The organism is Variovorax sp. W2I14, from assembly GCF_050435205.1.
Taxonomy (GTDB): Bacteria; Pseudomonadota; Gammaproteobacteria; order Burkholderiales; family Burkholderiaceae_C; genus Variovorax; species Variovorax paradoxus_C.
Genome location: NZ_JBNDJX010000001.1, coordinates 3658195 through 3683386, shown reverse-complemented (window position 1 = coordinate 3683386; position 25192 = coordinate 3658195). Strand labels below are relative to the sequence as shown.

Here is a 25192-nt window from a genome sequence, read left to right as displayed (position 1 = left end):
CGGGGGAATCCTTCAGAACAATGGCAGGCCGGTGATGGCCTTGCCGATGAAGTCGTAGAGCACGTCGGAGGTGGGCGCCATCACGCTCGAGGCACGCGCATCGCGGAACAGCCGCTCGATGCCGGCCTCCTTGCGGAAGGCCGCGCCGCCACACACGCGCATGGCGATGTCGGTCACTTCGAGCGCGGTCTCTGCCGCCGCCGCTTTCACTTCGAGCACGCGCAGCATGGTGTCGGCACGACCCGCGCCGATGGCAGCCACGGTGTCGTCGAGCAGCGTCTGCACCATGTCGGTCTTGATGCGGCCGCGTGCGAGATAAGCGCGGATCGTGGGCAGGTCGGCCAGCGACGAATCGAGGTGCACATGCTTCGTCTGGCTCACATGACCGATGGCGCGGCTCAAGGCGCCTTCCATGAGGCCGACGGAGCAGGCGGCGCTGAGAACGGAGAACCAGGGCAGCACCACGCCCATCATCGTGTCGAAGCCCTTGCCGTCTTCGCCCAGGCGCGCGTCGGCACCGATGCGAACGTTCGTCGCGGTGATCGGTGTGGAGGCGTTGCCGCGCAGGCCCAGGCCGTCGAAGCGGCCGGGCTGGGTGAGGCCGTCGGACTTCGCATCGACCAGCCACAGCGTGCTCGCGCCTTCGGCCGCGAGCGGCTTGCTCGACCACACATAGCTGTCGGCCTCGAAGGCCGAGGTGACCCAGCTCTTGCGCGCATCGAGCACCACGTTCGCGCCATCCGCGCGCGCGGTGCCGGTGGGCGCCCAGAAGTGGCTGCGCGAATCGGCTTCGGAAAAAGCGAGGGTGCCCAGGTGCTTGCCTTGGGCGATGGCCTTGCGCACGGCCTCCGGACCCTGCTGCTCCAGCACGGCCGTGGCGCAGTAGTGCATGCACACCACCATCGCGGTGGAAGGGCAGGTCTGCGCGATGCGCGAGACCACCTGCGCCGCTTCTTTCAAGCCGAGTCCCTGGCCGCCGACCGAGGTGGCCGAGACCAGCCCGAGCAGCCCCGCCTTGCCCAACGCCTGGATCGTCTCTCGGGGAAAACGTGCCTCGCTGTCGGTGCGCAGCGCCAAGGGCTGCAGCGTTTCCGTTTCGATACCGGCGAGCACGTCGAGGGGATTCATCGCTTTTCCTGAGGGGTTGAGGGTTGAGGTTGGGGAAGGGAACTACACCAGCCGCTCGCGCAGTTCGGCGAGCTGGGCCGTGAAAGGGGCGCTGTCTTCGAGGCAGCGCAGGTCGAGAAGGAGGCGGTCTTCCGCTATGCGGCCGATCACCGGCAGCGGCAGTCCGCGCAAGGCGGTGGCGAGCTTGTCGAGCGCCGTGCCCAGGCCCTTCTTCGCGGTGCCGGCCGGTGCGAGCGCAAGGCCGGCGGAGGGCAGGCGCTCGACCGGCAGCGAGCCCGAGCCGATCTGGCCCAGCAGCGGCACCACCTCGACGGTGAAGCGCGGCGTCACAGCGGCTTGCACGGCAGGCAGCAGCGCCTCGGCCATCTCGCGGATCGCATCGGCCGGGCGCGTGAGCAGGCGCAGCGTCGGCAGGTCTTTCGCGAGCCGCTCGGGCCGCAGGTACAGCGAGAGCGTGGCTTCGAGCGCCGCCAGTGGCAGCTTGCTCATGCGCAGCGCGCGCTTCATCGGGAACTTGCGGATGCGGCCCACGGCCTCCTTGCTGCCGACGATGAGCCCGGCCTGCGGACCGCCCAGCAGCTTGTCGCCCGAGAAGGTGACCACGTCGCAGCCGGCCGCGAGCATCTCCTGCGGCAGCGGCTCGCGCGGCAGGCCGTAGTGCGCGAGGTCGATGAGCGAGCCGCTCCCCAGGTCCGTGGCCAGCGGCACGCCGCGCGCGTGCGCGATGCCGGCGAGCGTGGCCTCGTCCACGGCGGCGGTGAAGCCCTGCACCGCGTAGTTGCTGGTGTGCACCTTCATCACGAGCGCGGTCTGCGCATTGATCGCGCGCTCGTAATCCTGCGGATGCGTGCGGTTGGTGGTGCCCACCTCGACCATGCGCGCGCCGGCGCTGGCCATCACGTCGGGCATGCGGAAGGCGCCGCCGATCTCGACCAGCTCGCCGCGCGAGACGATCACTTCGCGGTCGCGCGCGAGCGCCGCGATGGTGAGCAGCACCGCGGCCGCGTTGTTGTTGACCACCGTCACGGCTTCGGCGCCGGTGATGGTGCACAGCAGCTCCTCGACCAGCGAGTCGCGGTCGCCGCGGCTGCCGGTGGCGAGGTCGTATTCGAGGTTGTTCGGCGAGGTCATCACCGCGAGCAGCCGCTGCAGTGCCGCATCGGCCAGCAGCGCGCGGCCGAGGTTGGTGTGGATGACGGTGCCGGTGAGGTTCAGCACGGCGCGCATGCGCGGTGCGAGGCGGTCTTGCACGCGGGCGGCCAGGGCAACGCTCAGCGCTTGCGGCTGCACATCCGCGGTGGAGAGCTTGCCGGCCACGGCCCGCGCGCGAAGCCCTTCGAGGAGCGCGCGCGCTTCACCGACAACAAGGGTGCGGCCATGCTCGGCCAAGAGGGCGCGCGGCGCATCGGCGCGCAGCAGTTGATCGACAGAAGGCAGATCCTGGGGCCTTGCCGTCGAGCCGTGGACCACGGACTCTTCGGGCGCTGCCATCAGCCGCCTCCGCCGTCGTCGAGGATTTCTTCGGGGTCGCCGAACAGCAGCATCAGGTTGTGGCCGCTGCGTTGATGTCCGGCTTCGGAAACGAGCAGGTCGAGGGTGACGCTGGCGAGGTCATCGGCGACGGGTTCGACCTCGGGGTCCCGCTCCATCGCGATCTGCTTGAGGTAGTGGCCGCAGCTGTCGCAGCACTCGGCCTTCACCGCGCCTTCGCGCGCGCCGGTGGCGGGCAGCTCGATGCCTGGCTCGGGCGCGAGCGATTCGAAATGGATGCCCTTGGTGCTCTCGCAGTGCGTGCACTTGATGCGCACGTAGTGCCACTCGGTGCTGCACAGCGAGCAGTGCAGGTAGCGAAAGCCCGCCTCGTCCGCGCCGATGCGCGTGATGCTCGCGGTGGGCGCGCTGCCGCAGCACGGGCACTCGTTGCCGGGGTCGGTGCGGCCGTAGATGTTCTCGCCGTTGCGCTCGGCCACCTGCAGCACGAGCTGCGTCCAGTAGGCCTGGAGGCCAGAGGCGATCAACGGTGCCGCGGCGAGGTCGAGCCCGAACATGATGCGGCGCGAGAGCAGGTCGGCCTGCTGGTCGAGCCAGGCGTCGTCGGCGGCCGCCACGCGGTCGAGCGTGTCGCGCGCCGGGCCTTCGTGCAGGCGCACGCGAAAGAGGCCGAGCAGGCGCCGCAGCTGCGCGCGCCACACCGCATCGCGCGTCCAGCCGAAGGCGGGCATCGGCGGCTTGAGCACCTTCGCGGCGGCTTCGAGCGCTTCGGATTCGGGGAGGGCGACGGCCGGGTAGTCCTGCAGCACCTGGTGCTGCGCCTGCGCGAGGTCGGCGATGAAGATCAGGTACTCGCGCATCGGATGCGAGGCCGCGAGCTGGCGCAGCCGAAGCTGCCGATCGGAGAACACCGCGGCGCGCACCGGCAGGCGCAGGAACGGCATCTGCCGCCCGGCCTGCATCGCGATCTGCTCGGGATCGAGAACGCGCGTGGTCCGGATCGGCGGTGGGGTGCCGGTGGAACTCGTCATCGGCGCAGTATCACTCACCGCGCGTCATTTTGCGATGCCAAAGCGGGTGGTTTAGCTTGGCCCATCCTTCGGTGACGGTTCCGCGCGTCATGGCGCGCATGCTGCCCTTGACCCACAGCGCGGCGTAGATGTGCGTGATGACCGAGAGGATCAGCACCACGGCCGAAGCCGCATGCACCACCACAGCGATGCGCCGCACGACGATCGGGAAGAAGCCGACGAACCACGGGCTCCAGAACATGAAGCCCGTCACCAGCAGCAACAGGAGGCTGATGCCGAAGGCCCAGAACACCAGCTTCTGCCCGGCGTTGTACTTGCCCACCGCCGGCATGCTCGACTTGTCGCCCTTGAGCATCTTCGGCGCGTTGGCGAGCCAGTCGCGGTCGCTGCGGTCCAGCAGGTTCTCGCGCCACATCGTGAAGAACAGGAACACGAAGCCCAGCACCATCAAGAGGCCGAGAAAGGGGTGCAGGATGCGCGTCCACGGCCCGCCGCCGAAGAGCGTGCTGAAGAAGTAGAGGCTCGGGTGGAAGAAGGCCAGGCCCGAGAGCGCGGCCGCGAAGAACATGATCGCGACGAACCAGTGGTTCATGCGGGTGGCATCGCGGTAGCGGCGAAGGTAGTAGCGGGTCATCGCGTGTCTCCTCGGGCTTCGGTCGCGCGGGGTGCTGCCGTCGTGGCCGGCGGCTCTTCGATCACCACCACGTCGTCGGGCTTGCCGTCGGCATCGGCATCGGGGTGCTCGTCCTTCGGCTCGATCGGCCCGGTCTTCATGTAGTGGAAGAAGCTGCCGACCACCGCGCCGATCATCGCGACCACCGCGAGCGGCTTGGCCACGCCCTTCCACAGCGACACCAGCGGGCTGATGTGCGGGTCCTTCGGCAGGTTGGCATAGAGGCCCGGGCGGTCGGCATGCTGCAGCACGTACATGACGTGCGTGCCGCCGACGCCGGCCGGGTCGTACACGCCGGCGTTGGCAAAGCCCCGGTCCTTCAGGTCGACGATGCGCTCCGAGGCGTACTCGTGCATGTCTTCCTTGGTGCCGAAGTGCAGCGCGCCGGTGGGGCAGGCCTTCACGCAGGCCGGTTCCAGGCCCACGCCCACCCGGTCGGAGCACAGCGAGCACTTGTAGGCCTTGTTGTCGCCCTTGCTGATGCGCGGCACGTCGAACGGGCAGCCGGTCACGCAGTTGCCGCAGCCCACGCAATGCTCGCTGATGAAGTCGACGATGCCGTTGCTGTACTTCACGATCGCGCCCGGCGCCGGGCAGGCCTTCAGGCAGCCGGGGTCGTCGCAGTGCATGCAGCCGTCCTTGCGGATCAGCCATTCGAGCTTGCCGGCCTCGGGCTCGACCTCCGAGAAACGCATCACGGTCCAGGAGGCGGGTGTGAGGTCGTTCGGGTTGTCGTAGGTGCCGTGCGTGGTGCCGACCTCGTCGCGCAGGTCGTTCCACTGCATGCACGCGACCTGGCAGGCCTTGCAGCCGATGCAGGTCGACACGTCGATCAGCTTGGCCACCTCCTGCACCTGCGGGCGATGGCGGATGTCGGGCGACGGCGTGGTCGTGGCCGAGCGCGCGGCGATGTCCAGGGTTTGGAGGGATGACATCGCTTATGCCTTCTCGATATTCACGGTGAACGACTTGTACTCGGGCGTCTGCGTGTTCGCATCGCCCACGAACGGCGTGAGCGTGTTCACCAGGTACCCGGGCTTGGCGATGCCGACAAACCCCCAGTGGTTCGGCAGCCCCACCGTGTGCACCGTGCGCCCATCGACCTGCAGCCCGACGATGCGCTTGGTCACCAGCGCCACCGCCTTGATGAAGCCGCGCTTGCTCGACACCTTCACCATGTCGCCGTTGGCGATGCCCTTGTCCTTCGCGAGCTCCTCGCCGATCTCGACGAACTGCTGCGGCTGGATGATGGCCGAGGTGCGCACGTTCTTCGTCCAGTAGTGGAAGTGCTCGGTGAGCCGGTAGCTGGTCGCCACGTACGGGAAGTCCTTCGGCACGCCCAGCCGCTCGAGGTCGCCCTTGAAGATGCGTGCCGCGGGGTTGGCGCGCGCCTTCGGGTTGTTCGGGTGCATCAGGTTGTTGACCAGCGGCGACTCGAAGGGCTCGTAGTGCTCGGGCAGCGGACCCTCGGCCATGCCGGTGGGTGCAAAGAGCCGCGCCACGCCTTCGGCCGTCATGATGAAGGGGCGCACCGCCTCGGCCTCCATCGGGTTCGCATCGGGCCGGATGTCGGGCACGTCGGCACCTGTCCACGCCTTGCCGTTCCACGCGACGAGACTGCGTTTCGCAATCCACGCCTTGCCGGTGGCCGGGTCGGTGGAGGCGCCGTTGTAGAGGATGCGCCGGTTCGCCGGCCACGCCCACGCCCAGTTCTGCACCATGCCGATGCCGAACGGATCGGCGTTGTCGCGCCGCGCCATCTGGTTGCCGGCCTGCGTCCAGGCGCCGGTGTAGATCCAGCAGCCCGCGGCGGTGGAGCCGTCGTCCCGCAGGAGCCCGAAGCCCGAGAGCTGTTCGCCGGCCTTGGCCGTCGGCGGCTTGGTCGGGTCCTTCGGATCGAGCAGGTCGGTGAGCGCGCGGCCGTTGTATTCCATCGCCAGCTCTTGTGCCGAGGGCGAATGCGGAATCTTGTAGGGCCACGTCAGCTTGACGATCGGATCGGGGAAGGCGCCGCCGTCCTTGATGTAGGCCTGGCGCATGCGGTTGTAGATGCCCGCCACGATCTCGATGTCGCCCTTGGCCTCGCCCGGCGGCTCCGCGCCCTTCCAGTGCCACTGCAGCCAGCGGCTGGAGTTGGTGAGCGAGCCGTCTTCCTCCGCGAAGCAGGTCGACGGCAGGCGGAACACCGTGGTCTGGATGTCGGTGGTCTTGACGTCGTTGAACTCGCCGAAGTTGCGCCAGAACTCGCTGGTCTCGGTCTGCAGCGGATCGATGGTGACCAGGAACTTGAGCTTGGAGAGCCCGTCGATGATCTTCTTCTTGTCGGGGAAGGAGCCCACCGGGTTGAAGCCCTGGCAGATGTAGCCGTTGAGCTTGCCCTGGTTCATGAGCTCGAAAGCCTGCAGCACGTCGTAGAGCTTGTCGATCTTGGGCAGGTAGTGGAAGGCCCACTCGTTCTCGGCCGTGGCCGCGTCGCCCCACCACGATTTCTGCATGCTGACGAAGAACTTGGGGTAGTTCTGCCAGTAGCTCATCTGGTTGGGACGCAGCGCCTTGAGCGCGCGGGTCTTGTAGTAGTCGGGCAGGTTCTGCTCGCCGTCCCGCGCGAGCGACATGTAGCCGGGCAGCGAGTTCGACAGCAGGCCCAGGTCCGTCAAGCCCTGGATGTTGCTGTGACCGCGCAGCGCGTTCATGCCGCCGCCGGGCACGCCGATGTTGCCGAGCAGCAGCTGCACGATGGCGCCGGTGCGGATCATCTGCGAGCCCTGGCTGTGCTGTGTCCAGCCGAGCGCGTACATGATCGTCATGGTGCGCGTGGGCACGCTGGTGCTCGCGATGTACTCGCAGACCTTCACGAACTTGTCCTGCGGCGTGCCCGTGATGCGGCTCACCAGCTCGGGCGTGTAGCGCGCGTAATGCCGCTTCATCACCTGCAGCACGCAGTTCGGGTCCTGCATGGTCATGTCGACCTTGGCCATGCCGGCTTCGTCGAGCGCATAGCCCCACGACTTGGGGTCGTAGTTGCGCTTCTCGGCGTTGTAGCCGCTGAAGAGGCCGTCCTCGAACTTGTAGTCAGGCCCGACGATGAACGGCGCGTTGGTGTAGTTGCGCACGTACTCCGTCTGGATCTTGTCGTTGCTCAAGAGGAAGTTGATGACCCCCGCGAGGAACGCGATGTCCGACCCGGCGCGCACCGGCGCGTAGTAGTCGGCCATGGCGGCCGAGCGCGTGAAGCGCGGGTCGACCACGACAAGGCGCGCCTTGTTCTGCTTCTTGGCCTCGATGACCCACTTGAAGCCGCACGGATGCGCCTCCGCGGCATTGCCGCCCATGATCAGCACGACATCCGCGTTCTGGATGTCCTGCCAATGGTTGGTCATCGCACCGCGTCCGAACGTCGGGGCCAGACTGGCCACCGTAGGTCCGTGTCAAACGCGTGCCTGGTTGTCGAACACCAGCATCCCGGTCGAGCGGAATGCCTTGTGCGTGATGTATCCGGTTTCGTTGGACGAGGCCGAGGCGCAGAGCATGCCCGAGCTGGTCCAGCGGTTGACGGTCTTGCCGTCGGCGTTGGTGGTCTGGAAGTTGGCGTCGCGGTCGGCCTTGAGCAGCTTGGCGATGCGGTCCAGCGCCTCGTTCCAGCCGATGCGCTTCCACTCGGTGCTGCCGGCCTCGCGCACTTCGGGGTACTTCAGCCGCATCGGACTGTGCACGAAGTCCAGCAGGCCCGCGCCCTTGGGGCACAGCGTGCCGCGATTCACCGGGTGGTCGGCGTCGCCCTCGATGTGGAGGATGTCGGACACCACGTTCTTGGCCTTGTCGCCCAGGCTGTACATGATGAGCCCGCAGCCCACCGAGCAGTACGGGCAGGTGTTGCGCGTCTCGGTGGTGCGCGCGAGCTTGAAGTTGCGCGCCTCGGCCAGCGCAGCGGTCGGCGAGAAGCCGAGCGCGACGATGCTCGAGCCGATCAGGCCCGCGCTGCTGACACGGAAGAATTGCCGGCGGCTTATGTCCATGACATCACCTCCTGCACAACTGAAGTGGGTTGTTTCATCGGGGTCTTCTTCTGTTTTGCGTGGGAAAAGGAAACGGGGCTGTCTGCTCGCTATCTGCTCGTTATTTGGGCGCAGTGCCATCGCCGCCGCTCGGCGCAGGCGCACCTCCGGTCGAGGCGCCGCCCTGGCCGCTCATGCCGCCCACGGCTGCGCCGCCTTCGGACGGGCCTTTGTGGGCGGAGGAGGGATCGATCTTGTCGCCGGAGTCGGCGGGCTTGACGCCGCTGGGGCTGGCCCCGGACGAAGAGGATGCGCCCGCTGCCGACGCAGTCGGCTTGGGATCGCAGGCACTCAAGAGCAAACTCAGGGCCAGGCACAGGCCGACGGTTTGCAAGCGCTGACATCGTGACATCGACACTCCTTGTGGGGGAAGGCGGTCCGGCTGGTTTTTTGGCTTCCGTTGTTGCCGGCGGGGTAGTCCCGGCGCGGTAACTGGATGCTTTTTTCGCATCATGCGACAGCATGCCGCCGCGATCAAGGGCCCGGAGGGCGCAATAACCCTTGAATCCGTCCGTCGCCTTAGGCGTCGGCTATCGTTCGCGCCATGACCGACTCCCTCCGCCTTGGCTGGCGCACCCTCTGGCGCGACTTGCGCGCCGGCGAGCTGCGCCTCTTGATCGTTGCCGTGCTGCTGGCCGTGGCCGCACTCACGGCGGTCGGCTTCTTTGCCGACCGGCTGCAGGGCGGGCTGAAGCGCGATGCGCGGCAACTGCTGGGCGGCGATGCGGTGATCGTGAGCGACAACCCGACGCCCGATGCCTTCGTGGCGCAGGCGAAGTCGCTGGGCCTGGAAGGCACCGCCACCTATGGCTTTCCCACCATGGCGCGGGCCGACGACGTGCAGGGCGGCGCGAGCAAGCTGGTGGCGCTGAAGGCGGTGACGGCGGGCTATCCATTGCGGGGCAACCTGCAGACCTCGACCAGCTTCGCCGGCCCCGGCGAGATCACCCGCGACATCCCGCCGGCCGGCGAGGTGTGGGTCGATGCCTCGCTGCTCGATTCGCTCGGCCTGAAGATCGGCGACCCGCTGCTCCTGGGCGACACCAGCCTGCGCGTGGGCCGCATCATCACGCTGGAGCCCGACCGCGGCGCCGGCTTCATGAGCTTCTCGCCGCGCGTGATGCTCAATCAGGCCGACGTCGCCCGCACCGGGCTCGTGCAGCCGGCCAGCCGCGTGGGCTACCGCTATGCGGTGGCGGGCAGCGATGCGGCGGTCAAGCGTTTCACCGAATGGGCCGAGGCCACCATCAAGAAGGGCGAGCTGCGCGGCGTGCGGCTCGACTCGTTCGAAGGCGGCCGGCCTGAGATGCGCCAGACGCTTGAGCGCGCCGAGAAATTCCTGAGCCTCGTCGCGCTGCTCGCGGCGCTGCTCTCGGCCGTGGCCGTGGCGCTCGCCGCGCGCGGCTTCGCGGCCAGCCACCTGGACGACTGCGCGATGCTGCGCGTGCTCGGCCAGAGCCAGCGCACCATCGCGATGGCCTATGCCTTCGAGTTCGCGGTGATCGGCCTCGTGGCGAGCGGCCTTGGCGTGGCCATCGGCTTCGCGGTGCACTATGTGTTCGTGCTGCTGCTGGCCGGGCTGGTCGAGACCGCGCTGCCCGCCGCCACGCTGTGGCCCGTGGCCTTCGGCCTTGGCATGGGGCTCACGCTGCTGTTCGCCTTCGGCCTGCCTCCCGTGCTTCAGCTCGCGCGCGTGCCGCCGCTGCGCGTGATCCGGCGCGATGTGGGTGGGCTCAAGCCAGCCTCGCTCGCGGTGCTGGGCATCGGCGTGGCGGGCTTCGCCGCGCTGTTGATGGCGGCGAGCAGCGACATCAAGCTCGGCCTGATCGCGGTCGGCGGCTTCGCGGGTGCGGTGGCCGTGTTCGCACTCCTGAGCTGGCTCGCGGTGAAGGTGCTGCGCCGAAGCGTCAACGAAACGACCGCGCCGCGCTGGCTGGTGCTCGCCACGCGGCAGATTTCGGCGCGGCCCGCCTATGCCGTGGTGCAGGTCAGCGCGCTCGCGGTGGGCCTCCTGGCGCTGGTGCTGCTCGTGCTGCTGCGCACCGACCTCGTCGCGAGCTGGCGCCAGGCCACGCCGCCCGATGCGCCGAACCGCTTCGTCATCAACGTGATGCCGGACCAGAGCGATGCCTTCCAGAAGTCGCTGCGCGATGCGGGCGTGGGCAAGTTCGATTGGTATCCGATGATCCGCGGCCGCCTCGTCGCCATCAACGACAAGCCGGTGACTCCCGACGATTACGTCGAAGACCGCGCCAAGCGCCTGGTGGACCGTGAGTTCAACCTCAGCAATGCGATGGAAGCGCCCGCGCACAACAGCATCACGGCCGGGGCATGGAAGCCCGGCGCCGCAGGCGAGGTGAGCGTGGAAGAGGGCCTGGCCGAGACGCTGGGCCTGAAGCTCGGCGACACGCTGCGCTTCGACATCGGCGGCATGCAGAACGACGCGCGCATCACCTCGCTGCGCAAGGTCGACTGGGGCTCGATGCACGCCAACTTCTTCGTGATGTACACGGTAGCCTCGCTGCCCGACGTGCCCGTGACTTACATGGGGGCCTTCCGCGCGCCCGAGACGCGCGGCTTCGACAACGCGCTGGTGCGCAGCTACCCCAACGTGACCAACGTGGACATGAGCGCGACCATCAACCAGGTGCAGCGTGTGCTCGACCAGGTGATCCGCGCGGTCGAATTCCTGTTCGGCTTCACGCTCGCGGCGGGACTCGTGGTGCTGTTCGCCGCGGTCACGGCCACGCGCGAGGAGCGGGCGCGCGAGTTCGCGGTGATGCGTGCCGTCGGCGCACGCGCGAGCCTCTTGCGGCAGGTGCAGCGCGCCGAGCTGATCGGCGTCGGCCTGCTCGCGGGCTTTCTCGCGAGCATCGTGGCCTCGGTGATCGGCTGGGGGCTCGCACGCTACGTGTTCGAGTTCACCTGGACTGCATCGCCGATCGTTCCCGTTGCGGGTGCGCTGGCCGGTGCGGTGCTCGCGCTGGCGGCGGGGTGGTGGGGCCTGCGCGATGTGCTGCGCCGGCCGGTGGTCGACACACTGCGGCGCGCGGCCGAATAGGAACCGACGACGCCGTACAGTTTTTTTCTTTCGCGATCGGCAGGACGGGGCCGGGGATGCAATACATTCCCCGGCCCCGTATCCATTTCAAGAAGAGAAATTCCTGCATGCGCTTGGCGTCATTCCAGATCACCAACTTTCGCTCGATCAACGACAGCGGCTCCATCGACTCCACGCAGATCACCGCGATCCTCGGCCGAAACGACAGCGGCAAATCGAACCTGCTGCGCGCGCTTCACAGCCTGAACCCGGCCGAAGGCCTTGTCGAACTCAGTCCGATCAAGGACTTTCCGCGGCACCGCCGTCTTGAAGAGTGCCAGGGCGACACGCCCGTCGTTTCCACGCGCTGGGCGCTCGACGACAGCGAACGCGCCGAGCTGAAGGCGATTCTTCCGCGCGCATCCGAGGTGCGCCACGTCACCGCGGGCCGGGGCTACGCCGCGACCCGCTGGACCGGCCTCGAAGGCCTCGGCGAACTCTCGCTCGACGTGTCCGACATCAAGGGCAAGGTCCGCAAGATCGTGCCCGCCGTCAAAGCTGCGGCCGAGAAGGTCGCCGAAGCCGCCCGCGCCACGCTGGAGCAGGAGGCCGACGCTTTCGACGCCGCGATGATTCCGAGCCCCGACTACATCCGGTGGTCCGAAGGCGCGGTGAAGGCGTTGCAGGCCTTGCGCAAGGCGATGGCCACCGCGGATGCCGAACTCAGCGACAAGCAGGAGCAGATGCTGGTCGAACTCGAGGACATGGCGCACGCCATCGCCAACGACACGCCCGCGCTCGCGAAGGCGAAGCAATGGGTGCTCGGAAAGCTGCCGCGTTTTGTCTACGTGGATGAATACCCCGCGCTGCCCGGCCGCCAGAACATCGCCGACTACCTCGTGCGCAAGGGCTGGGGCCAGGCGACGCCCGAGCAACGCAGCTTCGAGAAGCTCTGCAAGGTCGCAGGGCTCGACCCGCAGCAGTTGCAGGACTTGCTGGAGAAGAACGACCAGGCCACGCGCAACCAGCTCGTGAACCGCGCCGGCTCGGTCGTCACGTCGGAAATCCGCCGCGTGTGGAAAGACCGCGAACTGAAGGTCCGCTTCAACCTCGACGGGCCATACATGGACACGCTGGTCTCCGACCCGAACGGCGCCTACGAGGTCGAAGTGAATCTCGACGAACGCAGCCGCGGCTTCCAGTGGTTCTTCTCGTTCTACATCACGTTCTTTGCGGATACGCGGGGCGCGGGCGATGCGATCCTGCTGCTGGACGAGCCCGGCCTTCACCTGCATGCGCATTCGCAGGCCGACCTGCTCGCGCACTTCGAACACGACTTCGGCAACCAGATCGTCTACACGACGCATTCGCCGTTCATGGTGCCCACGCATCGGCTGGACGCGGTGCGCACGGCCAGCATGAGCGAGGGCGCGGGGACGACGGTGAGCAACAAGGCCGAAGGGGATGCGCGGACGCTTTATCCGTTGCAGGCGGCGATTGCGCTGAGCCGGATGGGGAGTGAGCCGGTGAAGGCGCAGCCCAAGGAGAGCGTGCCGCGCGTCGAGGCGCCACCCCGCGAGGTCAGCGAGTTGGCGGCAGCGCTTCCCTGAACATGTGCTCCCCCGCAAAGTCCACAAACGCCCTGACCTTCGGCGACAACTGCCGGCTCGATGACCACAGCGCCGAGAACTGCCCCTGGCGCACGAGGTGCGTCTCCAGCACGCGCTGCAGTTCGCCGCGGCAGAGCGAATCGCGCGCGAGGAAGTCGGGCATGTAGGCCACGCCGAGGCCGGCGACGGCCGCGCCGAGCATGGCTTCCATGTTGTTGCACAGAAGCCCGGGCGGCAGTTGCGTGGGCAGGCCGGGCAGGTCCCAGTCCTCGATCTTTCCGCCGGTCACGAACTTGTAGCGGAGGCAACTGTGCCGCGCGAGGTCGGCCGGCACCTGCGGCACGCCGTGCTCGGCCAGGTAGGCAGGCGAGGCGACGAGCACGAAATTGAACGGGCCGAGCCGGCGCGCCACGAGCTGCGAGTCGCCGAGCTCGCCGCTGCGGATCGCCACGTCCACGCCTTCGGCGATCACGTCGACCAAGCGGTCGTTGAAGTCGAGGTCGAGTTCGATCTCGGGAAAGCGTGCCTTGAAGGCCGGCAGGATCGGCAGCAGGAAGCGATAGCCGATGGTCGGCAGGCTCACGCGAACGCGGCCGCGCGGGGCTGCGACCGCGTCCTGCATCATGGCCCGCGCATCGTCGAGCTCGTCGAGGATGCGCCGGCAGCGCTCGTGGAACATCGCGCCTTCCTCGGTCAGCCGTACATGCCGCGTGGTGCGGTTGAAGAGCCGCAGGCCCAGCTGCTGTTCGAGCCGCGCGACGTTCTTGCCCACGGCCGAGGCCGAGATGCCGAGCAACCGCCCGGCCTTGGCAAAGCTCAGCAGGTCGGCCGCCCGCACGAAGGATTCGAGTCCGCTGAAGCTGTCCATGGATTAACAACCCTGGGTTGGGAGTGTGAGGATCAATGGCGCCATTTTCATTCCATTGATTCCTTTCTATCTTCGGTGCTCCTTCTTCCCTTCGGCGTGAAAGCCCTCGATGTCTTCGCCTTCCTCGCTTTCCGACAACAAGAACTGGCTGCTCGCCGCCGTCTGCCTCGCGGCGCTGGGCATGCCGCTCAGCTTCACCGGCCCGGCGGTGGTGCTGCCCGCGATCCGCGATGCGCTGGGCGGCAGCCCGGTGCAGCTCAACTGGGTGACCAACGCCTTCATGCTGAGCTTCGGCGCGACGCTGATGGCCGCCGGCGCGCTCGCCGATGCCTATGGCCGCAAGCGCGTCTTCCTCATGGGGCTTGCGGTGGTGGCACTCAGCAGTTCGCTGCTGACGCTCGCGCCCGGCATCGTCGCTTTCGACCTCGCGCGTGCCCTGCAGGGGCTGGGCTCTGCGGCCGCGTTCGCATCGGGCACAGCGGCGCTGGCGCAGGTGTTCGACGGCCCAGCGCGCACGCGGGCGTTCAGCTTCATCGGCACTTCGTTCGGCGTGGGGCTGTCGTGCGGGTCGATCCTCTCGGGCGGGCTCGCCGAGAGCTTCGGCTGGCAGTCGGTGATGCTGAGCCCGGGCGCGATCAGCCTCGTGGCGCTGTGCATCGCCTCGCTGAGCATGCGCGAGTCGCGCAACCCGCATGCGATGGGGCTCGATGTGCCGGGCACGCTCACCTTCACCGCCGCGCTGACGCTGCTCACGCTCGGCGTGCTGCAGGCGCCCGACAGCGGCTGGGGCAGCCCGTGGGTGATCGGTGCGCTGGCAAGCGCGGCGCTCATGGGCGCGGCCTTCATCGCCATCGAGCGGCGCGTGGCGCATCCGATGCTCGACCTGACGCTGTTCCGCTTTCCGCGCTTCGTCGGCGTACAACTGCTGGCCGCGGCGCCGGCCTATGGCTTTGTCGTGCTGCTGGTGCTGCTGCCGATCCGCTTCGTCGGACTGGAAGGGCGCAGCGCGATGGAGGCGGGCGTGTTCATGTTCGCGCTCTCGGGACCGATCCTCGTGGTGCCGACGCTCGCGGCGTCGCTCGCGCACCGGTTCTCGGCCGGCGTGATCTCGGCCGTGGGGCTGCTGGTGTGCGCGGTGGGGTTGCTCTGGCTCAGTTACTGCGCGCCGGGCACGCCGCTGCACGCGATCGTGTGGCCGCTGCTGCTGATCGGCGCGGGCATCGGCCTTCCCTGGGGCCTGATGGACGGGCTCGCGGTGAGCGTGGTGCCGCGCGAGCGGGCGGGCATGGCGTCGGGCATCTTCAACACGGTGCGGGTGGCGGGGGAAGGGGTTGCGCTTGCGTTGGTCGGGGCGGGGCTGACGGCATTGGTTTCGCTGCAACTGTCGCGGCTGCCGGCGCATCCCGGAGCGACATCGCAGGCTGCGCAGCGGGTGACGACGGGCGATCTGTCGCAGGCGCTCGCGCTGCTGCCCGGCGTGGACCGCGCTGCCCTGCTGCACGCCTACGGCGCGGCGTTCGGCACCTTGCTGTGCGTGCTGGCCGGCGTGACCGTGTTGACGGCGCTGGTGGTGTTCGTGTTCCTGCGCGGCGAGACGCACGTCGAAGCGGGCGCGGTGGCGTTGGAATCGTCTGCCTGTTGAACGCGCGTCTTGCTCCTTCCCCTTCCGGGGGAAGGCTGGGATGGGGGCACGCGGCCTTCGCAACGCCGCTGGTGCTTGATGCGCCGCCAGCCCCTACCCCAGCCCTCCCCCGGAAGGGGAGGGAGCAAGGCAAGGCGTCACAAAGAACAAGCAAGTCTTCCTGTCCAATAGCGGCATGGAACACCTACCGAACGACGTGACCGAGCGGCTGACCGAACTAGAGATCAAGTCGAGCTACGCCGACGACCTGCTGGAGCAACTGAACATGACGATCTACCGGCAACAGCAGCAGATCGACGGCCTGATCCAGCAGGTGGCGCACCTGCGGCAACTGAGCCAGAACGCGGGGCAGGATGGAGCGGCGCGCAATCTTCGCGACGAGCTACCGCCGCACTACTGATTGCTGAAAGAGAAAGCTCAGCCGTGCGAGTGCCAGAGCACGGCAAAGAAATGGCAGGTGCTGCCGGCCAGCACGAACAAGTGCCACACCGAATGCGCGAAGCGGATCTTGTTGTCGAACAGGAAGACGACGGCGCCCGCCGTGTAGAACAAACCGCCCGCCACGAGCCAACCCAGCCCCGCCGGTGACATGCGCTCATACAGCGGCACCGCCGCCATCAGCGCCATCCAGCCCATCGCCACATAGAGCCCGGTCGACCACAGCGGATGCTGCAGCCGGTTGAACAGCTTGGCGCCCACGCCCAGCGCGGCCGCCGCGCAAATGGCACCGAACAGCGTCCAGCCCCACGGCCCGCGCAGCACGCCGAACAGAAAGGGCATGTAGCTGCCCGCGATGAAGAGATAGATGGCCGCGTGGTCCAACCGGTTGAACCAGGCCTTGGCGCGGCCGATCGGCAACGCGTGGTACAGCGTGGAGATGAGATACAGCACGATGGCCGTGCCCGCGAAGAGCGAGACGCCGACCACGCTCGCGGCCTGGCCCTTCTGGGCTGCGCTGTAGATCAGGATGGGCAGCGAGGCAATCGCCAGCACCAGGCCGAGGCCGTGGCTCAGCGCATTGAAGAGTTCTTCCATCCCGGTCTGGTCGCGGGCGGCAACGGGCGCCGGCTTCTTCGGACCGGCGGAAAGGGGCTGCGGCTGCATGGGTGGGCTATTCGTCATCAGGAACAGAACCTCGAGAATCGGTTTGGTTCCGCGCGAATTCGCGAAACCGGCAGATCATGTTACTTGACCTGCTGTTTGCCGAGTTTGCGTGCCAATGTGCGCCGATGCATGCCAAGACGCCGCGCGGTCTCGGAGATGTTGAAGCCGGTCTCGGCCAGCATCTCGTGGATGCGCTCCCACTCCAGCGTCTTGATCGAGGTCGAACGGTTGGTCAGCTCCACCTCGGTGGTGCCGTTCGCGCGGCCGAAGGCGGCCTCGATGTCGTCGGTGTTCGAGGGCTTGGCCAGGTAGTGGCAGGCGCCCAGCTTGATGGCCTCCACTGCGGTGGCGATGCTCGCAAAGCCAGTGAGCACCACGATCAGTGTCTTCGGGTTGTGACGGTGCAGCATCTGCACGCAGGCCAGGCCCGAGGCCTCGCCGTTGAGTTTCAGGTCGACCACCGCATAGCCCGGCGATTGCTCCGGCGAGCGAGTCTCCAGCAGCGCCTCGACTTCCTCGGCATTGCTCGCGTGCATCACTGTGTAGCCGCGGCGCTCGAAGGAGCGGCTGAGCGTGCGCGCGAACGCCTCGTCGTCCTCGACGATCAGCAACTGGCGTGGGGCTTCGGCGGTTTCTTCCGTCATGGCTTTGCGTTGGCGATGGGCTCGGCCGGCGAGACCGCTTCGTCGTCGGCTTCTTCCTCTTCCAGCACGACGGCCGCGAGCGGCAGCGTGACGGTCACGATGGCGCCGCCTTCGGGCCGGTTGCGCGCCGCGACGCGGCCGCCCAAGGTGCGCGCCACGTTGGCGACGAGGAACAGCCCGAGCCCGCCGCCGGGGCGGCCCTTGCTCGACTGGTAGGGCTTGCCGAACTCCTTGAGGATCGCCGGCAGGAAGCCCGGGCCTGCGTCGGTGACGGTGATCGTGAGGTTGTCCGCATCGTGCGCCGCTTCGAGGCGCAGCCAGTGCGGCGAGGCCTCCAGGGCGTTGTCGAGCACGTTGCAGATCATCTGCTTCAGGGCTGAGTCGGAAACCATGGGCAGGTCTTGCCCGAAGCGGTTGTCGTAGTCGAACTCCTCGACCGGGCGGGTGGTGCGCCATTCCTCCACGAGGTCGTCCAGGAAGGTGCTCACTGTGGTTTCTTCCGACGATTCGCCGCGCGCCTCCCCGGCCGACAGCAGGATGCCGCTCACGATGCTCTTGCAGCGCTGGATCTGCAGTTCCATTTCCGCCACCTCGGTCAGGAGTTCGGGGTCGGAGCTGAAATGCGGCAGGCGCCGCCAGTCTCCGAGGATCACCGCCAGCGTGGCAAGCGGCGTGCCCAGCTCGTGCGCCGCGCCCGAGGCGAGCAGGCCCATGCGCACGATGTGTTCTTCTTCCGAGGCGCGCTGGCGCAGGTCGGCCAGCCGCGCATCGCGGGCGCGCAGGTTGCGGCTGATGCGGGTGATGAAGATCACCAGCAGCGCCGCATTGAGCGCGAAGCACACCAGCATGCCCTGGATGTAGGGGCTCCAGAGGCCCCGGTTGTGGTCCAGCGGCAGCGCGAGCGGGCGCGAGAAGAGGGCCAGCCCCGCGAAGCACAGGCTGGTGATGACCACGATTGTCCAGGTCGACCAGGCCTTCAGCAGCACTGCGCCCAGGATCACCTGCAGCAGGTACAGAAAGACGAACGGGTTGGTCGCGCCGCCGCTCAGGTAGAGCTGCGCCGTGAGCGTGGCCACGTCGACCAGCAGCGCGAGGAACAGCTCGCCGTTGGTCACCCGGCGGTGGGTGCGCGAGCGCAGCAGGCTCACCATGTTGAAGAGCGCGAGGCAGGTGAGCACCTGCAGCATGTTGTCCAGCGGCAGCCGGATGCCGAAGCCGTAGTGCACCACCAGGATGGTGGCGACCTGCCCGACCACCGCGAACCAGCGCAGCTGGATCAGCTGCTGCATGTTCTTGTGGCCGGTGGCGTTGTCCAGGCTCACCACGCCTGCGCGGGGGGCGGGCAGCTCGCCCGCGACCGCTTCAGTCGCGGTACGCATCGGAGCGAGGGCTGGGGTCGGCATGGGCCGCATTTTCGCTGCTGCCGCCGGGAGCCCGCCCGGCGCGCTTGCGCCCGTCGCGCCAGACGAACCAGGCGGCGCCCAGGACCATCAGTGCCAGCCCGTACCAGGTGAGGGCGTAGACGAGGTGGCTGTTGGGGAAGGCGATGACCGTCAAGCCACGCACGGGGTAGTCGGCCGTTTCTGCAGAGAGCGACGGATCGGCCTCCGCATCGACGAAGTACGGCGCCACGTCTTTCAACCCGCGTGCCGCGCCGATGGCCTGCACATCGCGCGAGAACCAGCGGTCTGCGGCGGGGTCGTTCTTGCGGAGGAATCCGCCCTTGGGCTCGGTGATGCGCAAGAGGCCGGCGACAGTGACTTCGCCCTTCGCCTTGGTGGCCGCGCGGCTCGCGCGTTCGCGGGCTTCGGGCGGCACGAAGCCGCGATTGACCAGCACCACGGTGCCGTCGGCCGTCTGCAATGGCGTCAGCACCCAGAAGCCTGCGCCGAGCCGGGTGCTGGCCTGGGTCAGGGTTTCCTTGTCGTGCAGGAAGGTGCCGGTGACGCGCACATGGCGGTATTCGTCGTTGGCCGCGTTCACTTGCGGCCAGGCGGCGCGCGCGGGGGGCTCGGCGGCCGGGGCATGCACGCGCTGGTCGACGCGGGCGATGAGATCGAGCTTCCAGGCCCTGCGCTCGACCTGCCAGGTGCCGAGCGCGAAAAAGCCGGCAAAGGCAAGCACCGCACAGACCGCCAGTGCCACCCGGGCGGCCGCGGAGCGCGGGCGGCCTGCCGGTTTGTCGTGGCTGGGGAGGAGGTCTGGCGGCAGGGGCGTCAAGGCATGTTCTTCATGTCGTGCACCGACATCGGCATCATGTTGGTGTTCATGTGATACATGACCCAGAGCGATCCGGCCAATGTGATGACGACGAGCACGATCGTGAAGATCAGCGCCAGCATGTTCCATCCGCTCTCGGACTTGGCGTCCATGTGCAGGAAATAGATCATGTGCACGACGATCTGCACCGCGGCGAAGCCCAGGATGATGAGCGACGTGGTGTTGGTGTTCGCGAACACCTTGCCCATCACGAGCCAGAACGGAATTGCCGTCAGGATCACGGCCAGCACGAAACCGGTCATGTAGCCCTTGAAGGTGCTGTGGCTCACGGGGCCATCGTCGTGATGGTCGTCGTGGGCGCCATGCGCGTCGTGACCGTGCGCGGCGGTGTCGGTGTGGGCGCTCATGCCATCGATCCCATCAAATACACGAAAGTGAAGACGCCGATCCACACGACGTCCAGGAAGTGCCAGAACATCGACAGGCACATCAGACGGCGGCGGTTCGCGGCGGTGAAGCCGTGCTTGGGCAGCTGGATCATCAGGACGATGAGCCAGATGATGCCGAAGCTCACGTGCAGCCCGTGGGTGCCGACCAGCGCGAAGAACGACGACAGGAACGCGCTGCGCTGCGGGCCCGCGCCTTCGTGCAGCAGGTGCGCGAATTCGTACAGTTCGAGGCCGATGAAGCCCGCGCCCAAAAGGCCCGTGATGGCCAGCCACACGAGCACGCCGCCCATGCGCTTCTTCTGCATCTCGAGCATCGCGAAGCCGTAGGTGATCGACGACAGCAACAGCAGCGAGGTGTTGATCGCCACCAGCGGCAGATCGAACAAATCGGCGCCCGAGGGGCCGGCCGCGTAGCTGCGGCCCAGCACGCCGTACACCGCGAACAGGCACGCGAAGATGAGGCAGTCGCTCATCAGGTAGAGCCAGAAGCCCAGCAGCGTGCCGTTTTCCGGGTGATGGTCGTTGCCGACGTGGAACAGCTCGAACACGGGCGGCTTGCCGGTGTGGTCGCTGTGGGCGTGGGTGCCCGCGGGGGCGTGGAGGGCGGTGGTATCAGACATGGGCGGCTCCCGAGACTCCCGAGACACCCAAGAGGCGCGTGCGTTCGCCCTCGGTGCGAACGACGTCTTCCGCGGGGATGTAGTAGTCGCGCTTGTAGTTGAAGGTATGAATGATCACGGCGGCCAGCATGGCGACGAAGCCGATGCCCGCCACGAGCCACATCTGCCAGATCAGCGCGAAGCCGCAGACCGCCGCCAGGGCCGCGATGATGAAGCCGGCGCTGGTGTTCTTGGGCATGTGGATCGGGGTGAAGCCCTCGAGCGGACGCTCGTAGCCGCGGCGCTTCATGTCGGTCCAGGCATCGTTGTCATGGATGCGCGGCGTGAACGCGAAGTTGTAGGCCGGCGGCGGCGAGGAGGTCGACCATTCGAGCGTGCGGCCGTTCCACGGATCGCCCGTGGTATCGCGCAGCGAATCGCGGCGGATGTAGCTCACCACCAGCTGGATGATGAAGGAGGCGATGCCCAGCGCGATCAGCACGGCGCCGAAGGCGGCGATCTGGAACCAGATCTGCAGCGACATGTCCTGGAAGTGGCTCATGCGGCGGGTGACGCCCATCAGGCCCAGGATGTACAGCGGCATGAAGGCGAACCAGAAGCCGATGATCCAGAACCAGAACGAGCACTTGCCCCAGAACGGATCGAGCTTGTAGCCGAAGGCCTTGGGGAACCAGTAGGTGATGCCCGCCAGCATGCCGAACAGCACGCCGCCGATGATCACGTTGTGGAAGTGGGCAATGAGGAACAGGCTGTTGTGCAGCACGAAGTCGGCCGGGGGAACGGCCAGCAGCACGCCGGTCATGCCGCCGATCACGAAGGTGATCATGAAGCCGATGGTCCACATCATCGGCAGCTCGTAGCGGATGCGGCCGCGGTACATGGTGAAGAGCCAGTTGAAGATCTTCGCGCCCGTCGGGATCGAGATGATCATCGTCGTGATGCCGAAGAACGAATTCACGCTGGCGCCCGAGCCCATGGTGAAGAAGTGGTGCAGCCACACGAGATACGACAGGATCGTGATCACAACCGTGGCGTACACCATCGAGGCGTAGCCGAAGAGGCGCTTGCCCGAGAAGGTGGAGACCACTTCCGAGAAGATGCCGAAGGCAGGCAGGATCAGGATGTACACCTCGGGGTGGCCCCAGATCCAGATCAGGTTCACGTACATCATGGCGTTGCCGCCCAGGTCGTTCGTGAAGAAGTTGGTGCCGACGTAGCGGTCGAGCGACAGCAGGGCCAGAACGGCGGTCAGCACCGGGAAGGCAGCGACGATCAGCACGTTGGTGCACAGAGCCGTCCAGGTGAAGACGGGCATCTTCATCATGGTCATGCCGGGCGCGCGCATCTTCACGATGGTCGCCAGCAGGTTCACGCCAGAGAGCAAGGTACCTACCCCCGCTATCTGCAGTGACCATATGTAGTAGTCGACCCCCACGTCGGGGCTGAAGAGAATGCCCGACAGCGGCGGGTAGGCGAGCCAGCCCGTCTTGGCGAACTCGCCGACGAACAGCGACGCCATCACGAGGCCGGCGCCGAAGGTGGTCATCCAGAAGCTGAAGTTGTTCAGGAACGGGAAGGCCACGTCGCGCGCGCCGATCTGCAGCGGCACCACGAAGTTCATGAGGCCCGTGACCAGCGGCATCGCCACGAAGAAGATCATGATCACGCCGTGGGCGGTGAAGATCTGGTCGTAGTGGTGCGGCGGCAGGAAGCCCGCGTTGTCTCCGAAGGCGAAGGCCTGCTGGGCCCGCATCATGATCGCGTCGGCAAAGCCGCGCAGCAGCATCACCAGCCCGAGGATGATGTACATGATGCCGATCTTCTTGTGGTCGATGCTGGTGATCCAGTCGCGCCACAGCACACCCCACACCTTGAAGTAGGTGAGGGCGCCCAGGAGGGCCAGGCCGCCCAGCACCACGGCCGCGAAGGTCGCAAGCAGGATGGGCTCGTGGTAGGGAATCGCCTCCCACGTGAGGCGGCCGAAGACGAGCTTCGTCAGGTCAAGGTTCGCAAGCATCGTCATTCTTCGGTGGTGCACATCGCCGTCACGTACTTACGCTTGGGCGAGTTGAGGGTGTCGGGTTGCCAGCTCTGCATGGTGGCGACGTTGAATGCGCCGGGCTTGCCCAGGCCGCCGTCGGCGTCGATGGCCATCATCTGGCTCATGCACATCTTGTTGCGGTCGACGCAGCGGTTGAGGATGGCGTTGTACAGGTCGGCATCGACGCTGGCGTAGTGGCGCACGGGCTCGCGCTCGCTGGGCACTTCGAGCTTCGTGTAGCCCTCGCGGGTGAGCTCGCCTTCCTTGCCGGCCTTGACCTTGGCAACCCACTGGTCGAAGTCGTCCTTGTTCAGGCCGTGGAACTTGAAGCGCATGCCCGAGAAGCCCGCGCCGCTGTAGTTGGCCGAGAAGCCTTCGAATTCGCCCGGCTTGTTGATCACCGCGTGCAGCTTGGTTTCCATGCCCGGCATGGCGTAGATCTGGCCGGCCAGCGCGGGGATGAAGAAGGAGTTCATCACCGAGGAGGCGGTGATCTTGAAGCTGATCGGCACGTCCACCGGCGCGGCCAGTTCATTCACCGTGGCGATGCCCTGCTCGGGGTAGATGAAGAGCCACTTCCAGTCGAGCGCCACCACTTCGACCACCAGCGGCTTGGTCTCGGGCGAGATCTGGCGCTTGGCGTCCAGGCGCGTGAGCGGGCGGTACGGGTCGAGCGTGTGGGTGCTGATCCAGGTGATCGCGCCCAGCGCGATGATGATCAGCAGCGGTGCCGCCCAGATCGCCAGTTCGAGCTGGGTGGAGTGGTCCCAGTCGGGGCTGTAGGTGGCCTCTTTGTTCGACTGGCGATAGCGCCAGGCGAAGAAGATGGTCAGCGCGATCACCGGGATGATGATGATCAGCATCAGCACCGTGGACACGACGATGAGTCGGCCCTGCTGGTTGGCGATGTCGCCGGAGGGGTTCATGAGCACCGTGTTGCAGCCCGCCAGCAAGGCGAGGGGGAGCAAGACGAGCCATCGGCGAAGGGAGTGGAGGGTGGGCATGCCGAAGAGAAAGAAAGAAGTGCGTGGGCTGCGCTAAGACTCCACAATCTACGACCAAAGGGACTTGGCGCCTATTGGACGTTTTGTCCTATGGCGGGAAACTGCTTTCGGTGAGACGCTCGGGGCATTCCTGTTAATGGCCTACCTTTGTCACTGTCGGTGACACCCGAATTACAAAACGCAATGACGACGACGTCCAGCATCAGTCCGCAAGGCGCACAGCCTGTGCCGAACACGTCCGGAAACGGCGCCGGCCCGAGCCAGAGTGGCAATGCCGATCACTCGCACATCGCTCCGGGCGAAATCGCCGTCGGCGTGGTCATCGGCCGCGCTTCCGAGTATTTCGACTTCTTCGTCTACGGCATCGCCTCGGTGCTGGTCTTTCCGTACGTATTCTTCCCGTTCGAGCAGCGCCTGGAGGGAATCCTCTACGCGTTCGTGGTCTTCTCGTTCGCGTTCATCGCCCGGCCGTTCGGAACTGTCATCTCGATGGCGATCCAGCGACGATTCGGGCGCGAAACCAAGCTGACCATCGCGCTGTTCCTCCTGGGCACGTCCACGGCCGGCATCGCGTTCCTGCCGGGCTACGAGAGCCTCGGGTTCACCGCGATCGTGCTGCTGTCGGTGTTCCGCTTCTGCCAGGGCCTCGCGCTCGGCGGCTCGTGGGACGGCCTGCCTTCGCTGCTGGCGCTCAATGCGCCGCCGAACCGCCGCGGCTGGTACGCCATGCTGGGCCAGCTGGGCGCGCCCATCGGCTTCTTCATTGCCAGCGCGCTGTTCGCGTACCTCTACGCAAGCCTCTCGATCAAGGAATTCCTCGACTGGGGCTGGCGCTACACCTTCTACGTGGCCTTCGCGATCAACGTGGTGGCGCTCTTCGCGCGCCTGCGTCTCGTGGCGACCGAAGAATATTCGCGCCTCCTCGAAGAGCGCGAACTGCAGCCGACCAGCGTGGTCGAGCTGACCCGCTCGCAGGGCGCCAACCTGCTGATCGGCGCGTTCGCCGCGCTGGCCAGCTATGCGCTGTTCCACCTCATCACCGTGTTCCCGCTGTCATGGATCACGCTGTACTCGGACCAGTCGATCACCGAATTCCTGGTGGTGCAGATGATCGGCGCGGTGTTCTGCGCCGGCGGCATCGTGGCCTCGGGCCTGATCGCCGACCGTGTGGGACGCCGTTTCACCTTGGGCGGCCTCGCCGCGCTGATCGCGGTGTTCAGTGGCTTTGCCCCCACGCTGCTCGACGGCGGGCCGCATCGGGCAGGACGTCTTCATCCTGCTGGGCTTCGTGCTGCTGGGCCTTTCGTATGGCCAGGCCGCGGGCGCCGTGACCTCGAATTTCGAACCCAAGTACCGCTACACCGGCGCGGCCCTCACGGCCGACCTGGCCTGGCTGATCGGCGCTGCGTTCGCACCGCTGGTGGCGCTGGGGCTGTCGGCGAACTTCGGTCTGGCGTATGTCAGCGTCTACCTGCTCTCCGGCGCGGCGGGCACGCTGGCGGCGCTGGGATTGAACCGGGCACTCGTGCGCGACTGAGAAGGTGTGAATAAACCTGCTGCGCGGTCCGATCT

20 protein-coding genes and 1 pseudogene are annotated in these 25192 nt (G+C 67.1%); 5 read left to right on the top strand and 16 right to left on the bottom strand.

Going from position 1 to position 25192, the window contains the following annotated elements:
• Positions 1–12 precede the first annotated feature (12 nt).
• The 7 genes from QF040_RS17210 to QF040_RS17180 all read right to left on the bottom strand — a co-directional run bounded on the left by QF040_RS17210 (position 13) and on the right by QF040_RS17180 (position 8730).
• Positions 13–1128: an acyl-CoA dehydrogenase family protein gene (locus QF040_RS17210; RefSeq protein ID WP_429612077.1), complete on the bottom strand. Its 1116-nt coding sequence runs from the start codon at positions 1126–1128 to the stop codon at positions 13–15.
• A gap of 42 nt (positions 1129–1170) precedes the next feature.
• Entirely contained in the window at positions 1171–2619 is a 1449-nt protein-coding gene (gene selA / locus QF040_RS17205) for an L-seryl-tRNA(Sec) selenium transferase (RefSeq protein WP_429612076.1), read from the bottom strand.
• Positions 2619–3650 (bottom strand): formate dehydrogenase accessory protein FdhE, encoded by a 1032-nt coding sequence (gene fdhE / locus QF040_RS17200; protein ID WP_429612075.1) that lies wholly within the window; start codon positions 3648–3650, stop codon positions 2619–2621. Before fdhE ends, selA begins: the two co-directional genes overlap by 1 nt.
• A 10-nt stretch (positions 3651–3660) precedes the next feature.
• Positions 3661–4284: a formate dehydrogenase subunit gamma gene (locus QF040_RS17195; RefSeq protein WP_429612074.1), complete on the bottom strand. Its 624-nt coding sequence runs from the start codon at positions 4282–4284 to the stop codon at positions 3661–3663.
• Positions 4281–5258 carry a formate dehydrogenase subunit beta gene (gene fdxH / locus QF040_RS17190; protein ID WP_429612073.1) on the bottom strand — a complete coding sequence of 326 codons (978 nt, stop codon included), beginning with the start codon at positions 5256–5258 and terminating at the stop codon, positions 4281–4283. The genes QF040_RS17195 and fdxH overlap by 4 nt, the downstream gene beginning before the upstream one ends.
• A 3-nt stretch (positions 5259–5261) precedes the next feature.
• Entirely contained in the window at positions 5262–8339 is a 3078-nt protein-coding gene (gene fdnG / locus QF040_RS17185) for a formate dehydrogenase-N subunit alpha (protein WP_429612072.1), read from the bottom strand.
• Positions 8340–8439: 100 nt separating this feature from the next.
• Entirely contained in the window at positions 8440–8730 is a 291-nt protein-coding gene (locus tag QF040_RS17180) for a hypothetical protein (protein WP_429612071.1), read from the bottom strand.
• 192 nt (positions 8731–8922) lie between these two features.
• On the opposite strand from QF040_RS17180, the gene QF040_RS17175 reads away from it, so the two are divergent.
• Both QF040_RS17175 and QF040_RS17170 read left to right on the top strand, forming a co-directional pair.
• Positions 8923–11439, top strand: coding sequence for an ABC transporter permease (locus tag QF040_RS17175; protein WP_429612070.1), 2517 nt, complete (start codon positions 8923–8925; stop codon positions 11437–11439).
• A gap of 107 nt (positions 11440–11546) precedes the next feature.
• Complete coding sequence (locus tag QF040_RS17170) at positions 11547–13028, top strand: AAA family ATPase (protein ID WP_429612069.1); 1482 nt, start codon at positions 11547–11549, stop codon at positions 13026–13028.
• Here QF040_RS17170 and QF040_RS17165 read toward each other — a convergent pair.
• Complete coding sequence (locus QF040_RS17165) at positions 13000–13896, bottom strand: LysR family transcriptional regulator (protein WP_429612068.1); 897 nt, start codon at positions 13894–13896, stop codon at positions 13000–13002. The two genes, QF040_RS17170 and QF040_RS17165, sit on opposite strands and share 29 nt — an antisense overlap.
• A gap of 109 nt (positions 13897–14005) precedes the next feature.
• On the opposite strand from QF040_RS17165, the gene QF040_RS17160 reads away from it, so the two are divergent.
• Positions 14006–15538, top strand: coding sequence for an MFS transporter (locus QF040_RS17160; RefSeq protein WP_429612067.1), 1533 nt, complete (start codon positions 14006–14008; stop codon positions 15536–15538).
• Positions 15539–15713: 175 nt separating this feature from the next.
• Entirely contained in the window at positions 15714–15938 is a 225-nt protein-coding gene (locus QF040_RS17155; protein ID WP_429612066.1) for a SlyX family protein, read from the top strand.
• 17 nt (positions 15939–15955) lie between these two features.
• Here the strand turns inward: QF040_RS17155 and trhA are convergent, their stop codons facing one another.
• From trhA to cyoA, 8 genes are all read right to left on the bottom strand, one after another.
• Positions 15956–16642: a PAQR family membrane homeostasis protein TrhA gene (gene trhA / locus QF040_RS17150; RefSeq protein WP_429612065.1), complete on the bottom strand. Its 687-nt coding sequence runs from the start codon at positions 16640–16642 to the stop codon at positions 15956–15958.
• 80 nt (positions 16643–16722) lie between these two features.
• Positions 16723–17286 (bottom strand): response regulator transcription factor, encoded by a 564-nt coding sequence (locus QF040_RS17145; RefSeq protein ID WP_306880863.1) that lies wholly within the window; start codon positions 17284–17286, stop codon positions 16723–16725.
• On the bottom strand, positions 17283–18665 hold the full coding sequence (locus QF040_RS17140; RefSeq protein ID WP_429612064.1) for an ATP-binding protein: 1383 nt from the start codon (positions 18663–18665) through the stop codon (positions 17283–17285). The genes QF040_RS17145 and QF040_RS17140 overlap by 4 nt, the downstream gene beginning before the upstream one ends.
• Complete coding sequence (locus QF040_RS17135) at positions 18649–19506, bottom strand: SURF1 family protein (RefSeq protein WP_429612063.1); 858 nt, start codon at positions 19504–19506, stop codon at positions 18649–18651. Before QF040_RS17135 ends, QF040_RS17140 begins: the two co-directional genes overlap by 17 nt.
• Entirely contained in the window at positions 19503–19913 is a 411-nt protein-coding gene (gene cyoD, locus QF040_RS17130; RefSeq protein ID WP_307502789.1) for a cytochrome o ubiquinol oxidase subunit IV, read from the bottom strand. Before cyoD ends, QF040_RS17135 begins: the two co-directional genes overlap by 4 nt.
• Positions 19910–20575: a cytochrome o ubiquinol oxidase subunit III gene (gene cyoC, locus QF040_RS17125; protein WP_429612062.1), complete on the bottom strand. Its 666-nt coding sequence runs from the start codon at positions 20573–20575 to the stop codon at positions 19910–19912. Before cyoC ends, cyoD begins: the two co-directional genes overlap by 4 nt.
• Positions 20568–22598: a cytochrome o ubiquinol oxidase subunit I gene (gene cyoB, locus QF040_RS17120; RefSeq protein ID WP_013543084.1), complete on the bottom strand. Its 2031-nt coding sequence runs from the start codon at positions 22596–22598 to the stop codon at positions 20568–20570. The genes cyoC and cyoB overlap by 8 nt, the downstream gene beginning before the upstream one ends.
• Positions 22595–23620 carry a ubiquinol oxidase subunit II gene (gene cyoA / locus QF040_RS17115; protein ID WP_013543083.1) on the bottom strand — a complete coding sequence of 342 codons (1026 nt, stop codon included), beginning with the start codon at positions 23618–23620 and terminating at the stop codon, positions 22595–22597. Before cyoA ends, cyoB begins: the two co-directional genes overlap by 4 nt.
• 183 nt (positions 23621–23803) lie before the next feature.
• Here cyoA and QF040_RS17110 point away from each other — a divergent pair.
• Positions 23804–25157, top strand: a pseudogene (locus QF040_RS17110) (MFS transporter).
• The last annotated feature ends 35 nt before the right edge of the window (positions 25158–25192 follow it).